Origin of the sequence: Variovorax boronicumulans (genome assembly GCF_029892485.1) — a bacterium.
Taxonomy (GTDB): Bacteria; Pseudomonadota; Gammaproteobacteria; order Burkholderiales; family Burkholderiaceae_C; genus Variovorax; species Variovorax boronicumulans_B.
Genome location: NZ_JARXVG010000019.1, coordinates 1 through 13,093 on the forward strand (window position 1 = coordinate 1; position 13,093 = coordinate 13,093).

The 13,093-nt window shown below is 63.8% G+C and carries 22 protein-coding genes; 19 read left to right on the forward strand and 3 right to left on the reverse strand.

The features are described from left to right. The 15 genes from M2282_RS28860 to M2282_RS28930 all read left to right on the forward strand — a co-directional run. Positions 1 to 705, forward strand: a 705-nt coding sequence (locus M2282_RS28860; RefSeq protein ID WP_280812216.1) for an EF-Tu/IF-2/RF-3 family GTPase, incomplete at its 5' end; no start/stop codon positions are given. 21 nt (positions 706 to 726) lie between these two features. After that, positions 727 to 1,041: a 30S ribosomal protein S10 gene (rpsJ, locus tag M2282_RS28865; protein ID WP_007838118.1), complete on the forward strand. Its 315-nt coding sequence runs from the start codon at positions 727 to 729 to the stop codon at positions 1,039 to 1,041. A 147-nt stretch (positions 1,042 to 1,188) separates the two neighbouring features. Continuing rightward, the gene (locus M2282_RS28870) at positions 1,189 to 2,769 is read left to right on the forward strand and encodes a hypothetical protein (protein ID WP_280812217.1); all 1,581 of its coding nucleotides are present in this window, start codon (positions 1,189 to 1,191) and stop codon (positions 2,767 to 2,769) included. Positions 2,770 to 2,780: 11 nt separating this feature from the next. Further along, positions 2,781 to 3,311 (forward strand): hypothetical protein, encoded by a 531-nt coding sequence (locus M2282_RS28875; RefSeq protein WP_280812218.1) that lies wholly within the window; start codon positions 2,781 to 2,783, stop codon positions 3,309 to 3,311. A gap of 234 nt (positions 3,312 to 3,545) precedes the next feature. Beyond that, complete coding sequence (rplC, locus tag M2282_RS28880; RefSeq protein WP_280812219.1) at positions 3,546 to 4,226, forward strand: 50S ribosomal protein L3; 681 nt, start codon at positions 3,546 to 3,548, stop codon at positions 4,224 to 4,226. Continuing rightward, a complete protein-coding gene (gene rplD, locus M2282_RS28885; RefSeq protein ID WP_013543942.1) occupies positions 4,226 to 4,846 on the forward strand; it encodes a 50S ribosomal protein L4 in 621 nt (206 codons plus the stop codon). The genes rplC and rplD overlap by 1 nt, the downstream gene beginning before the upstream one ends. Continuing rightward, positions 4,843 to 5,178, forward strand: coding sequence for a 50S ribosomal protein L23 (gene rplW, locus M2282_RS28890; RefSeq protein ID WP_007838129.1), 336 nt, complete (start codon positions 4,843 to 4,845; stop codon positions 5,176 to 5,178). The genes rplD and rplW overlap by 4 nt, the downstream gene beginning before the upstream one ends. 2 nt (positions 5,179 to 5,180) lie before the next feature. Beyond that, positions 5,181 to 6,005: a 50S ribosomal protein L2 gene (gene rplB / locus M2282_RS28895; protein WP_280812220.1), complete on the forward strand. Its 825-nt coding sequence runs from the start codon at positions 5,181 to 5,183 to the stop codon at positions 6,003 to 6,005. Between the two features lie 10 nt (positions 6,006 to 6,015). Then, positions 6,016 to 6,294, forward strand: a complete 279-nt coding sequence (rpsS, locus tag M2282_RS28900) for a 30S ribosomal protein S19 (RefSeq protein ID WP_007838132.1) — start codon at positions 6,016 to 6,018, stop codon at positions 6,292 to 6,294. A 9-nt stretch (positions 6,295 to 6,303) separates the two neighbouring features. Beyond that, positions 6,304 to 6,636, forward strand: coding sequence for a 50S ribosomal protein L22 (rplV, locus tag M2282_RS28905; RefSeq protein WP_007838134.1), 333 nt, complete (start codon positions 6,304 to 6,306; stop codon positions 6,634 to 6,636). Positions 6,637 to 6,653: 17 nt separating this feature from the next. After that, entirely contained in the window at positions 6,654 to 7,568 is a 915-nt protein-coding gene (rpsC, locus tag M2282_RS28910) for a 30S ribosomal protein S3 (RefSeq protein ID WP_093057771.1), read from the forward strand. A gap of 29 nt (positions 7,569 to 7,597) precedes the next feature. Then, entirely contained in the window at positions 7,598 to 8,014 is a 417-nt protein-coding gene (rplP, locus tag M2282_RS28915; RefSeq protein WP_021012789.1) for a 50S ribosomal protein L16, read from the forward strand. 55 nt (positions 8,015 to 8,069) lie between these two features. Beyond that, positions 8,070 to 8,279: a 50S ribosomal protein L29 gene (gene rpmC, locus M2282_RS28920; protein WP_280812268.1), complete on the forward strand. Its 210-nt coding sequence runs from the start codon at positions 8,070 to 8,072 to the stop codon at positions 8,277 to 8,279. Positions 8,280 to 8,288: 9 nt separating this feature from the next. Beyond that, a complete protein-coding gene (gene rpsQ / locus M2282_RS28925; protein ID WP_015867662.1) occupies positions 8,289 to 8,558 on the forward strand; it encodes a 30S ribosomal protein S17 in 270 nt (89 codons plus the stop codon). A gap of 70 nt (positions 8,559 to 8,628) precedes the next feature. Next, complete coding sequence (locus tag M2282_RS28930; protein ID WP_093079077.1) at positions 8,629 to 9,135, forward strand: peroxiredoxin; 507 nt, start codon at positions 8,629 to 8,631, stop codon at positions 9,133 to 9,135. Positions 9,136 to 9,139: 4 nt separating this feature from the next. On the opposite strand, the gene M2282_RS28935 is transcribed toward M2282_RS28930, so the two are convergent. Both M2282_RS28935 and M2282_RS28940 read right to left on the reverse strand, forming a co-directional pair. After that, positions 9,140 to 9,727 carry a GNAT family N-acetyltransferase gene (locus M2282_RS28935; protein ID WP_280812221.1) on the reverse strand — a complete coding sequence of 196 codons (588 nt, stop codon included), beginning with the start codon at positions 9,725 to 9,727 and terminating at the stop codon, positions 9,140 to 9,142. Further along, positions 9,724 to 10,434, reverse strand: coding sequence for a cytochrome b/b6 domain-containing protein (locus M2282_RS28940; protein ID WP_280812222.1), 711 nt, complete (start codon positions 10,432 to 10,434; stop codon positions 9,724 to 9,726). The genes M2282_RS28935 and M2282_RS28940 overlap by 4 nt, the downstream gene beginning before the upstream one ends. A 163-nt stretch (positions 10,435 to 10,597) precedes the next feature. Here M2282_RS28940 and M2282_RS28945 point away from each other — a divergent pair, with 163 nt between their 5' ends. After that, positions 10,598 to 11,044, forward strand: a complete 447-nt coding sequence (locus tag M2282_RS28945; RefSeq protein WP_280812223.1) for a c-type cytochrome — start codon at positions 10,598 to 10,600, stop codon at positions 11,042 to 11,044. A 60-nt stretch (positions 11,045 to 11,104) separates the two neighbouring features. Here M2282_RS28945 and M2282_RS28950 read toward each other — a convergent pair whose 3' ends face one another. Beyond that, a complete protein-coding gene (locus tag M2282_RS28950) occupies positions 11,105 to 11,602 on the reverse strand; it encodes a TlpA disulfide reductase family protein (RefSeq protein WP_280812224.1) in 498 nt (165 codons plus the stop codon). A gap of 101 nt (positions 11,603 to 11,703) precedes the next feature. Here M2282_RS28950 and M2282_RS28955 point away from each other — a divergent pair, with 101 nt between their 5' ends. The 3 genes from M2282_RS28955 to M2282_RS28965 all read left to right on the forward strand — a co-directional run bounded on the left by M2282_RS28955 (position 11,704) and on the right by M2282_RS28965 (position 13,040). Next, positions 11,704 to 12,246, forward strand: a complete 543-nt coding sequence (locus M2282_RS28955) for a hypothetical protein (RefSeq protein ID WP_280812225.1) — start codon at positions 11,704 to 11,706, stop codon at positions 12,244 to 12,246. Between the two features lie 100 nt (positions 12,247 to 12,346). Further along, positions 12,347 to 12,802: a PTS sugar transporter subunit IIA gene (locus M2282_RS28960; RefSeq protein ID WP_280812226.1), complete on the forward strand. Its 456-nt coding sequence runs from the start codon at positions 12,347 to 12,349 to the stop codon at positions 12,800 to 12,802. Then, positions 12,771 to 13,040: an HPr family phosphocarrier protein gene (locus M2282_RS28965; protein ID WP_013543930.1), complete on the forward strand. Its 270-nt coding sequence runs from the start codon at positions 12,771 to 12,773 to the stop codon at positions 13,038 to 13,040. Before M2282_RS28960 ends, M2282_RS28965 begins: the two co-directional genes overlap by 32 nt. The last annotated feature ends 53 nt before the right edge of the window (positions 13,041 to 13,093 follow it).

Genomic DNA, 13,093 nt, shown 5'->3' on the forward strand with positions numbered 1-13,093 from the left:
CCTGGCGACGACACCCCGATCATTCACGGCTCGGCCAAGCTCGCCCTGGAAGGCGACAAGGGCAAGCTGGGCGAAGAAGCCATCATGAAGCTGGCCGAGGCGCTGGACACCTACATCCCGACGCCTGAGCGCGCCGTGGACGGTACGTTCCTGATGCCCGTCGAAGACGTGTTCTCGATCTCGGGTCGCGGCACCGTGGTGACCGGCGCCGTCGAGCGTGGCGTGATCAAGGTCGGCGAGGAAATCGAGATCGTCGGCATCCGCCCGACCGTCAAGACCACCTGCACCGGCGTGGAAATGTTCCGCAAGCTGCTCGATCAAGGCCAGGCTGGCGACAACGTCGGCGTGCTGCTGCGCGGCACCAAGCGCGAAGAAGTCGAGCGCGGCCAAGTGCTGTGCAAGCCCGGCTCGATCAAGCCGCACACGCACTTCACCGCCGAGGTGTATGTGCTGTCCAAGGACGAAGGTGGCCGTCACACGCCGTTCTTCAACAACTACCGTCCGCAGTTCTACTTCCGCACGACGGACGTGACCGGCGCGATCGAGCTGCCCAAGGACAAGGAAATGGTCATGCCTGGCGACAACGTCAGCATCACTGTGAAGCTGATCAACCCGATCGCGATGGAAGAAGGCCTGCGCTTCGCCATCCGTGAAGGCGGCCGTACCGTGGGTTCGGGCGTCGTGGCAAAGATCCTCGACATCTAAGCCGGACGCAAAGGAAACACCATGGCTACCAAGCAAAAAATCCGCATCCGCCTGAAGGCGTTCGATTACAAGCTGATCGATCAATCGGCCGCTGAAATCGTTGATACCGCCAAGCGCACCGGCGCGATCGTCAAGGGCCCAGTGCCCCTGCCGACCCGCATGAAGCGTTTCGACATCCTGCGCTCGCCGCACGTCAACAAGACGTCGCGCGACCAGCTCGAGATCCGCACGCACCAGCGCCTGATGGACATCGTCGACCCGACCGACAAGACCGTGGACGCTCTGATGAAGCTCGACCTGCCGGCTGGCGTGGACGTCGAGATCAAGCTGCAGTAAGCAGTAAGAACTCCCAGCGTCGCGTTTTGACGAAGCCCGCCTGCAGAAATGCAGGTGGGCTTCGTTTTTTGTCGGTCGGCTATGGCATCCTCTCGCACCGGCAATTCTTTCAAGCATCGGCCGTGGCTGAAACGAGGGCAGCAAGATATGACTGAAAAGTTCTCTTTTAAGTGGAGCACGGTGTGCATCACCGCGGCATTGCTCGCGGGCTGCGGTGGGGGAGGAGGCGGCGGCGGTGGGGGTGGCGGATTTCCGATCCTGCCGGTGGCAAATCCGGTCGCCTTGACCGGCAAGGCCACCTATGAATCCGTGCCGAACACGAATGGTCCGCTCGTCTACTCCGCAACGACAGCCAAGCCCGTGCGCGGCGCGATGGTGGAGGTGCTCGATGCAACCTCTTCCGCACAGCTCGCGACGAGCACCACCGACGACAACGGGGCGTACTCGGTTTCGGTGCCTGCGAACACGACGATCGTCGTGCGCGTGAGGGCCCAACTGACCCGCACCGGCGCCGGGCCAACCTGGGATGTCAGCGTGCGCGACAACACCCAGGGCAGCGCCCTGTACTCCATGCAGTCGACCGCCTTCCCGTCTGGATTTGCTGCACTGACGCGCGATCTTCGCGCCGGATCCGGCTGGGACGGCTCAGGCTACACCGGCCAGCGCGTGGCGGCCCCCTTCGCTGTGCTCGACACGGTCTACACGGCGATGCAGAAAGTGCTGTCGGTTGCACCGGCAACGACATTCCCGGTGCTGCGCATGTTCTGGAGCCCCAACAATGCGCCGGCCGGGGGCAGCATCGCGGCGGGGCAGATTGGCACCACCTTCTTCATCAACCGGAGCACCGGTCGGGAGATCTATGTTCTGGGCAAGGAAAACGTCGACACCGACGAATACGATTCGCCAGTGATTGCGCATGAATGGGGCCACTACTACCAGTCGGCCTTCAGCCGGGACGATTCGCCGGGTGGCTCCCATTCTCTGGACGATCGGGTCGACCGCCGGCTCGCGTTTTCCGAGGGATGGGGCAACGGCTGGTCGGGCATCGCGCTCGGGCGGAGCAACTATGTGGATTCGATGGGCGCCCAGCAGGGCGGGGGTGGCAATGTGAATCTTTCGGTGGGACCGGCAAGCAATCCGGGCTGGTACCGGGAGGGTTCGATCCAGTCCATCTTCTGGAATCTCAACCAGCAGGTCGGCTTCAAGCCGATTCACGACGCGATGACCGGCATCCTGTTCCGCAGTGGCGCGCCCGTCACGTCGATCCATCCTTTCGCCGCGGCGTTCAATACGACGACACCGGGAAGCGCTTCGGCGCTGAACGGCTTGCTCGCCGGACAGAACATCAGCACGGCGGCCAACGATCCTTATGGCGACCAGGAAACGAACAACGGGGGTGCACCGGCGGTTTCGGGCGTGTTGCCGATGTATGCCGCAGCGGCCACGGTTCCGGTGGCAACCCAGGCATGCGTTTCCAGCGTCGCAGGCAATGGCAACAAGCTTGGAAGCTTCGCCTACCTCCGATTCACCGCGCCGGCGAACCGCGATTACCAGTTCACGATCAATGGCGGCCCCACGGGGTCCAATCCCGATTTCGACATTTTCCGGGGCGGCCTGGTCAATCGGTCGAGCAACAAGGTCAGCCTTGGCGCCGGCGATTACGTTCTGGCGGTCAGCGACCTCAACAACTCCGGCCCAAAGACGTGCTTCAACGTCTCCATTCAATAGAGAGGCTTGTCATGAACATCCGATCGGGCTCGATGATTTCCATGGCATGGCTCGCTCTGGCGGCGTTGTCGGCACCGGCGGTGGCAGATGGCGTACCGGGTGCGCGCCATGCCAAATCCGGTGCGCATCGTGCGGCGCCCATGACGACTGCTGTGCGCAAGCCGAACGACTCCGGCGTAACGCTGCAGTACCGGCTGGACGCCGTACCGCAGGTGGGCCGCGGCACGCCCGTCGTACTGCAGTTCGATGGCGTGACCGACCCGGAGGGCGCGACAGTGCGTTTCGGTGCAGACGCGGGATTGACGGTCTCGGGAGCCGACACCCTGGCGCTGCCGACGGCAAAGCGGACTTCCGCGACTGTCACCGTGGTGAGTGAGCGAGAAGGTCTTGCATACCTCAATGTCTTCATCACGCAAAAGGGCGCCGTGAGTGCCATTTCCATTCCCGTCCAGACTGGCACAGTGGCCCCGGTCATGAAGTCGTCCGGTGAGCTGAAATCCACGCCGGACGGGGAAAACATCATCACGATGCCTGCCAAATAGGCAGGAAAACAGGCGACAAGGGCCGGATCGCCCCTGAGAATCCGGCCCGCAACTCCGCTTGCACGGTGCCCGCATCGCGGGCTATAATCGCTGGCTCTGCCCTTGGTGCGTCCGTAGGGGTGTAGTTCGAGCAGAGATTTATCAACCTCCTTCCGCAGGCTGGGCAACCAGCCAAACGCTGTCGCCAATTGAAGTGGCAGCGGCGAAGGGAGCTTCCATTTTTGGAGAAAACAAATGAGTCTGAGCAACTCCCTCGGGTTGCTGGGCCGCAAGGTGGGGATGATGCGTCTCTTCACCGATGACGGGGACGCAGTTCCTGTCACGGTGGTGGATGTGTCCAACAACCGTGTGACCCAGATCAAGTCCCAAGAGACCGATGGCTACGTCGCCCTGCAAGTGACGTTCGGTTCGCGCAAAGCATCGCGCGTGACCAAGCCCGAAGCCGGCCACCTCGCCAAGGCGGGTGTCGAAGCTGGTGAAATCATCCAGGAATTCCGCGTTACCGCAGAAACCGCAGGTCAGCACAAGGCTGGCGGCGTGATCACGGCTGGCAGCGTGTTTTCCGTGGGCCAGAAGGTGGACGTGCAGGGCACCTCCATCGGCAAGGGTTTCGCAGGCACTATCAAGCGCCACAACATGAAGTCGCAACGCGCGTCGCACGGTAACAGCCGTTCGCACAACGTTCCCGGCTCGATCGGCATGGCACAAGACCCCGGTCGCGTGTTCCCCGGCAAGCGCATGACGGGTCACCTCGGCGATGTGACCAAGACCACGCAAAACCTCGACGTGTTCCGCATCGACGAAGCGCGTCAACTGCTGCTCATCAAGGGCGCGATCCCGGGTTCGAAGGGTGGCTTCGTCACCGTGCGTCCCGCCATCAAGGCCAAGCCGCAAGCGGCTGAAGGAGCGAAGTAATGCAACTCGAACTCCTGAACGAACAAGGCCAGGCCGCGTCGAAGTACGACGCCCCCGAGACCGTGTTCGGCCGTGACTACAACGAAGACCTGGTTCACCAGATCGTCGTTGCATTCCAGGCCAATGCCCGCCAAGGCACCCGCGCCCAGAAGGACCGCGAGCAGGTCAAGCACTCGACCAAGAAGCCTTTCAAGCAAAAGGGAACGGGCCGCGCCCGTGCCGGTATGACGTCCTCGCCGCTGTGGCGCGGGGGTGGCCGGATTTTCCCGAACATGCCTGACGAAAACTTCTCGCAGAAGATCAACAAGAAGATGTACCGCGCCGGCATGGCCGCCATCTTCTCGCAGCTCGCTCGCGAAGGCCGTCTGGCCGTGGTCGATTCGCTGACCGTGGATTCGCCCAAGACGAAGCCGCTGGCAGCCCGTTTCAAGGCAATGAATCTCGAGTCCGTGCTCGTGATCGCCGAAGAAGTCGACGAAAACCTGTACCTTGCCTCGCGCAATCTGGTCAACATCCTCGTGGTCGAACCCCGTTACGCCGATCCGGTGTCGCTGGTTCACTACAAGAAGGTGCTGGTCACCAAGGGTGCCGTCGACAAGCTCAAGGAGATGTTCGCATGAGCCGCGTGAACCCTACCGCCGCTGAACGTACGTTCGAAGAAGGCCGCCTGATGGCGGTGCTGGTCGCCCCGATCGTGTCCGAAAAGGCAACGATGGTCGGCGAGAAGTCGAACGCTGTCACTTTCAAGGTGCTGCAAGACGCCACCAAGCCCGAGATCAAGGCCGCTGTCGAACTGATGTTCAAGGTCGAAGTCCAGGGCGTGTCGGTGCTCAACACCAAGGGCAAGACCAAGCGCTTTGGCAAGTCCATCGGCCGCCGCGACAACGTTCGCAAGGCCTATGTGACGCTCAAGCCCGGTCAAGAGCTCAACCTCGTCGGGGAAGGCGCTTAATCATGGCCGTCATCAAGATGAAACCCACTTCGCCGGGCCAACGCGGCGCGGTGAAGATTTCGCGTGACCACCTGCACAAGGGTGCTCCTCACGCAGCCCTGCTGGAACCCCAGTTCCAGAAGGCCGGCCGTAACAACAACGGTCACATCACGATCCGCCATCGTGGCGGTGGTGCCAAGCACCACTACCGCATTGTCGACTTCGTGCGCAACAAGGACGGCATCCCGGCCAAGGTCGAACGCATCGAGTACGACCCGAACCGCACCGCCCACATCGCTCTGGTCTGCTACGCCGACGGCGAGCGCCGCTACATCATCGCCCCGCGCGGTCTGGAAGCTGGTGCAACGCTGCTGTCGGGCGCCGAAGCCCCGATCCGCGCCGGCAACACCCTGCCGATCCGCAACATCCCGGTCGGCTCGACGATCCACTGCATCGAACTGCAACCCGGCAAGGGCGCGCAGATCGCGCGTTCGGCCGGTACGTCGGCCACGCTGCTGGCTCGCGAAGGCGTCTACGCCCAGGTCCGCATGCGCTCGGGTGAGGTGCGTCGCATCCACATCGAATGCCGCGCAACCATCGGCGAAGTGGCCAACGAAGAGCACAGCCTGCGCCAACTCGGCAAGGCCGGTGTGAAGCGTCACATGGGTATTCGCCCGACCGTTCGCGGTGTGGTGATGAACCCGGTCGACCACCCGCACGGTGGTGGCGAAGGCAAGACTGGCGAAGGCCGCCACCCTGTCGACCCATGGGGCAACCTGACCAAGGGCTATCGCACCCGTAACAACAAGCGCACGCAGGTCTTCATCGTGTCGCGTCGCAAGAAGTAAGGGATAGCCCATGACTCGCTCTCTCAAAAAGGGTCCTTTCGTCGACCACCACCTGGTGGCCAAGGCCGACAAGGCCGTGACGACCAAGGACAAGAAGCCGATCAAGACCTGGTCGCGTCGTTCGATGGTTCTGCCCGAGTTCATCGGTTTGACCATCGCCGTGCACAACGGCAAGCAACACGTGCCTGTGTACATCACCGACCAGATGGTCGGCCACAAGCTCGGCGAATTTGCGCTCACGCGCACGTTCAAGGGGCACCCCGCGGACAAAAAAGTCCAGAAGAAGTAAGGAACGACCATGTCTGAAACACGTGCAGTCCTCCGCGGTGTCCGCCTGTCGGTCGACAAGGGCCGTCTGGTCGCGGACCTCATTCGCGGCAAGAAGGTCGATCAAGCGCTCAACGTTCTGCAGTTCACGCAGAAAAAGGCCGCTGTGATCATCAAGAAGGTGCTCGAGTCGGCAATTGCCAACGCCGAGCACAACGACGGTGCCGACATCGACGAGCTGAAGGTCAAGACCATCTACGTCGAGCAAGGTGCAACGCTCAAGCGCTTCACGGCGCGGGCCAAGGGTCGCGGCAATCGCATCAGCAAGCCCACGTGCCATGTGTACGTGACGGTTGGCAACTAAGAAGGCCTGGAAGAAATATGGGACAGAAAATCCACCCAACCGGGTTCCGCCTTGCGGTCACCCGTAACTGGTCCAGCCGCTGGTACGCAAGCGACCGCGATTTCGCGGGCATGCTGGCCGAAGACATCAAGGTCCGCGAATACCTGAAGAAGAAGCTGAAGAACGCTTCGGTTTCGCGCGTCATGATCGAACGTCCCGCCAAGAACGCTCGCATCACGATCTACTCGGCACGTCCGGGCGTCGTGATCGGCAAAAAGGGCGAAGACATCGAGAACCTCAAGCGCGAACTGGGCAAGCAGCTCGGCGTGCCGGTTGCGGTCAACATCGAAGAAGTGCGCAAGCCTGAAATCGATGCGCAACTGATCGCCGACAGCATCACGCAGCAGCTCGAAAAGCGGATCATGTTCCGCCGCGCCATGAAGCGCGCCATGCAGAACGCCATGCGTCTGGGTGCCCTGGGCATCAAGATCATGTCGGCTGGCCGCCTGAACGGCATCGAGATCGCACGTACCGAGTGGTACCGCGAAGGCCGCGTGCCGCTTCACACCCTGCGCGCCGACATCGACTACGGCACCTCGGAAGCCAAGACCACGTACGGCGTCATCGGCGTCAAGGTCTGGGTCTACAAGGGCGACACGCTGGGTCGCAATGACCTGCCGGCCGTCGAAACGCCGCGTCCTGAAGAAGAACGTCGTCCGCGCGGTCCGCGCCGTGATGGCCGCCCGGGTGGCGACCGTCCGGGTTCGGATCGTCGTGGTCCCGGCCCGCGCGCCGGTGCCCGTGGCCCGATCGGTGGCAACACCGCCCCGGCCGATGGCAGCGACAAGCCCGCAGAAGCAACCGGCGGCGCCGGTGCAGACTCGAAACCCGCCGTTAAGCGCGTCCGCAAAGCCGCGCCAGCTGCAGCAGCTGACGGTGCCAAGACCGAGTGATCGGTCTTAGAACTACGGAGTATTAAAAAATGCTGCAACCTGCACGCAGAAAGTTCCGCAAGGAACAAAAGGGCCGCAACACCGGCATCGCAACCCGGGGCAACTCGGTTGCCTTCGGTGACTTCGGTCTCAAATGCACCGACCGCGGCCGCCTTACGGCGCGCCAGATCGAAGCCGCTCGTCGCGCGATTTCGCGTCACGTGAAGCGCGGTGGCCGTATCTGGATCCGCGTGTTCCCGGACAAGCCGATCTCTACCAAGCCCGCCGAAGTTCGGATGGGTAACGGCAAGGGCAACCCCGAGTACTACGTCGCTGAAATCCAGCCTGGCAAGATCGTGTTCGAGATCGTCGGCGTGCCCGAAGAACTCGCCCGCGAAGCGTTCCGCCTGGCGGCCGCCAAGCTTCCGCTGCGTACGACCTTCGTCGCTCGCCAGCTCGGCGCCTGAGAGGAGAACACTGATGGCAACACGTAAGAAAAAAGAAACCGCGGCTCCGGCCAAGGTGACCAAGGCTGCAACCCTGCGCACGAAGGACGTCGCAGCGCTGCAAGCCGAAGTCAAAGACCTGCAAAAGGCCCATTTCGGCCTGCGCATGCAGAAAGCCACGCAACAGCTGTCGAACACCTCGACGCTGCGCGTGACGCGCCGCGACATCGCGCGCGCCAAGACCATTCTTGCGCAGAAGCAGCAAGAAGCCCAAGCCGCCAAGTAAGGAGTGAACATGACGGAAGCTAAAAAATCCCTCAAGCGCACCTTGATCGGCAAGGTGGTCAGCGACAAGCGTGCCAAGACCGTGACCGTGCTGGTCGAGCGCCGTGTGAAGCACGAGCTCTACGGCAAGATCGTGGCCAAGACGAGCAAGTACCACGCCCATGACGAAAAGGGCGAGTACAAGCTGGGCGACACCATCGAGATCACGGAAAGCCGTCCGATCTCGAAGACCAAGAACTGGGTTGTGACCCGCTTGGTCGAGAAGGCCGTGCTGGTCTGATCTTCGAGTCCGACGACTCAACCGGAAACGGCCCACAATGTGGGCCGTTTTTCATTTTCAGGAGCATTCAATGATCAAAGTCGGTGACACCCTTCCTTCGGCCACCCTGCAGGAATATTCCGAAGTCGAGGGCGAAGGCTGCAGCATCGGTCCGAACGCCGTGGACGTGAGCAAGGCTTCGGCCGGCAAGACCATCGCGCTGTTCGCGCTGCCGGGCGCCTTCACGCCCACCTGCTCGGCCAAGCACGTGCCGGGCTACGTGCAGCACTTCGATGACTTCAAGGCCGCCGGCGTGGACGAGATCTGGTGCGTGAGCGTGAACGACGCCTTCGTGATGGGCGCCTGGGCGCGCGACCAGAAGACCGGCGCCAAGGTGCGCATGCTGGCCGACGGCAGCGCCGATTTCGCCAAGGCCACCGGCCTCACGCTCGACCTGACGGGCCGCGGCATGGGCCTGCGCAGCAATCGCTATTCGATGCTCGTGAAGGACGGCAAGGTCGCGACGCTCAACGTCGAGGCACCGGGCAAGTTCGAAGTCAGCGACGCGGACACGCTGCTCGCGCAAGCCCGCGGCTGATCGATCAGAGATCTGCCTTGAGGTAGTGCGCCCCGGCGATGGGGTTGTGATAGTAGGGCGGCACTTCCACGAAGCCCAAATCTTCGTAGAGTGCCCGCGCCGATTCCATGTCGTCCAGGGTGTCGAGCAGCACGCACCCGTAGCCGGCGGCGCGTGCGGCATCGAGGATCGCCTCGGCCAGCTGCCGGCCCAGCCCGAGGCCGCGGAAGCCGGGCCGCACGAACAGCCGCTTCATTTCCGCCGCATTCGCATAGTCCGCGTTGTCGAGCGGACGCAGGGCGCAGCAGCCAGCCACGTGCGCCAGCGAACCATCGGCACGCTGCAGCGTCGGGGCCTGCCGGCCCGCTTCTTCCTTGATGTTCGCCGGGTCCACAAGCGCCAGCAGCAGCGTGCCACGCGGCTCGGCGTACTCGCCGGGCAGGCCGGCCAATTCGCCGTCGAAATCCTGGAAGCCCAGGTCGATGTCCAGCGAGCCGGCATAGTCGCGAAAGATCGCGCGCGCGGCGTCGATCTCGTGGGCTTCATCGGGCGTGAGCAGCACGACGACCGGCGTGTCCGCCAGCGGCAAAGGGCGAGAAACCGAAGAGCTCATGCGCGCAACGACGCCACCCAGTACGCCACGCCCGCGCACAACACGAACAAGACCAGCGCCAGTCCGCGCGAAGCCGCGTCGTCACGGCTTTCGGCGACCTGGCCGTTCGCGCTCGAGACCAGCTTGTCGCCCGAGACCATCGGCCGCACCAGGCGATGCCGCTTGACCAGCACATAGAACAGCACGGCCAGCACATGCAGGCTCACGAGGACGATCACGATCCACTTGCCCTGCGCCTTGTGCCAGCCCGTGGCGAAGCTCACGACCGCACCCGAGACGAAGCGTGTGAGCGGTCCGGAGGCGGAGATTTCGTCGTCGGCCATGAGTCCGGTGGCGACCTGGAATGCGAGGATCGCCAGCACCGCGAACACCGACAGCGCCCCCAGCGGCGTGTGCCCGATCAGGTGATCCGGATGCGCCCGCCCGCGCAGGTAGTTGACGACCGAACCCGGCGCATAGATGAACGCCGCGAAGCGCGACCAGCGCCCGCCCACGAAGCCCCAGAGCAGCCGGAACAGCAGCAGCGCAAGCACTGTGTAGCCGAGGCGGATGTGCCATTCCATGATGCCGTTCAGGCCGGTGCCGATCAGGCCGAGCACGGCGATGGCCAGTGTCCAGTGAAAAAGACGCGTCGGCAGGTCCCAGACGCGGGTGCGGGCGGCGGTGCGGTCCGCCGCCTGGAGGGCGGCCGCGGAGGAGTCGGTCATCGAAGGGTGCGCGGGGACGCGCGAGGCTGCGGAAGGCGCAGATTATCAAAGTCCGGGTCGCAGGTTGCTTCGGGTTGTCGCTATGCGCGCGACATGGTCCGCCCCTACACTCGGCCGCAGCGCCGCGTTCGACGGCGTTGCCCACCCCCAACAAGGACCCACGATGATCCGACTTGCCTCGTTCGCCCTTGCAGCCGTCTGCGCTGCGATGTCCCTGCCCGCCGCGGCCCAGTTCGCCAAGCCCGAAGACGCCATCAAGTACCGCCAGAGCGCACTGTTCGTGATGAGCCAGCATTTCGGCCGCCTGGGCGCCATGGCCAACGGCCGGGTTCCCTACGATGCGGCAGCTGCCGCCGCCAACGCCGAGGTGGTGGCAGAGATGGCGAAGCTGCCCTGGACCGCCTTCGGCCCAGGCACCGAGGGCGGCAAGGCCAAGCCCGAAGTCTGGAAGGAAGACGCCAAGTTCAAGGAGCGCCAGCAGAAGCTGATCGAGGAGACCGGCAAGCTGGCGGTCGCCGCCAAGGCAGGCAACATCGATGCGCTCAAGGCCCAGTTCGGCCCGACCGGCGCGAGCTGCAAGGCCTGCCACGACAGCTTCCGCAATCAGTAAGGGCGGCTGCAAAAAACAAAAGGCGCTACCAGGTAGCGCCTTTTTTCGTTGGGAGCGGCTTCAGGCCTCGGCCAGCAGCTTCTCGATGAGCTTGTGCAACTCGGCAAAGTCGGGCTCGCCTACATAGCGCTTCACGATCTCGCCCCGCTTGTTCACGAGGTAGGTGGTCGGCGTGAGCTTCACGTCGCCCCAGGCCTGTGCCACGCTGCCGGTGTTGTCGATCGCCACCTTGAACGGAAGCTTGCGGGTTTCGGCGAAGTTGACGACGTAGCTGGGCGGGTCGTAGCTCATGGCCACCGCCAGCGTGTCGTAACCCTTGGACTTGTACTTGTCGTAGGTCGCGATGACCTTGGGCATCTCGCCGACGCAGGTCACGCAGCTGGTGGCCCAGAAGTTGACCAGGGTGACCTTGCCCTTCAGGTCGGCGGTGGTCTTCTGGGTGCCGTCCAGCAGCACGAAGGTCGAAGCCGGGGCGGCCGTGTTGCCGGAGCCGAGGTACACGCCCACGCCGACGGCCAATGCAAGAGCGACGGCGGTGGCAGCGATGTATTTTTTCATGGCAGCGGGGGGGAGAAGGGCGGGGCGATTCTAGTTCCGCCCGCAGGTTGGTGCTGGCCGCGGGCCTATACCGCATCCTGTGGCTCGATAATCGCTCCCCCATGCCGTCGTTCGCCCCCCGTCCCTGGTTTGCGCTGACAGCTGCGGCCGTCTTCCTCGCCGCCTGCAGCCCCACCTTCAACTGGCGCGAGGTGTCGATCGCCGATGCGGGCCTGGTCGCGCTCCTGCCCTGCAAGCCCGACCGCGCGAACCGCGCGCTGCCCCTGGGTGCCGAGTCCGTGCAGGTCGACATGGCCGGCTGCGAGACCGGCGGCGCGACGTTCGCCATTGCCCATGCCTCTGCCGACGGTCCGGCGCAGGCGGAGGCCTGGCTCAATGCGTGGCGCGCGGCCACGCGCAGCCAACTGGGCGAGGCGAAGGTGACGGAAGCCCCTGCAGCCCTGCAGCGTGCGACCGCAATGCCCGGACCGGTGCGGCTCGAGGCCCTGCCGCAGCAGCAGCAGGGCGCCGCCCCTGTCCAGGTGCTCTGGTTCGCCCAATCGCAAAAAGACGGCACCGTGGCGCTTTATCAGGCCACCGTGCTCGGCAGGCCTTCGTCTCCCGAGGCGTCCAAGACCTTCTTCGAAGGCCTGCGCCTCCCGTGAACGGCGGCAATGTCCGTTTTTTCGCGGGCTGATGCGTTATGTCTTATCTCTACTTCCCCTGGGCGCCCCCGCATAATCGACGCGTCGTCCTCCGAGCCGCATGAACAGCATCCTCATCATCGCCCACTCACCGTTCGCGCAGGCGCTGCGGCAGTGCGCGCTGCATGTGTTTCCCGACTGCGAGCAGGCTGTCGTCGCGCTCGACGTGCTGCCCAACGTGTCGCCCGAGGAAACGCTGGCCGCCGCACGCATCACGCTCGCGCAGCAGCTGCGCGCCCCGCGTTCGCAAGTGCTGGTGCTGGCCGACGTGTTCGGCGCCACGCCCTGCAACGTGGCGCAGAAGCTGGTGGACGGCGTTCATTCGAAGCTGGTGGCGGGCGTCAACCTGCCGATGCTGCTGCGCGCCGTCACCTACCGCCACGAACCGCTCGACACGCTGGTGCAGCGCGCCATTGCGGGTGGCACCGCGGGCGTCATGCAGGTGGCGGTGGCGGCTCCCCAGAACCAGGCAAAAAGAAAGCACAGTGATCAAGAAATCCGTGACCATCAGCAATAAGCTGGGCCTGCATGCACGCGCATCGGCCAAGCTGACCAAGCTCGCAGGCAGCTACCCCTGCGAGGTGTGGCTCTCGCGCGGCGACCGCCGCATCAATGCCAAGAGCATCATGGGCGTCATGATGCTGGCCGCGGGCCTGGGCTCCACGGTCGAGCTCGAGACCAACGGCCAGCAGGAAGAAGAAGCGATGAACGCCATCGTCCAGTTGATGGACGACAAGTTCGGCGAAGGCGAATGAAATGGCTCACCCCCAGGCTTTTTCACTTCGTGTAAACGCCAACCCCCTTTCAG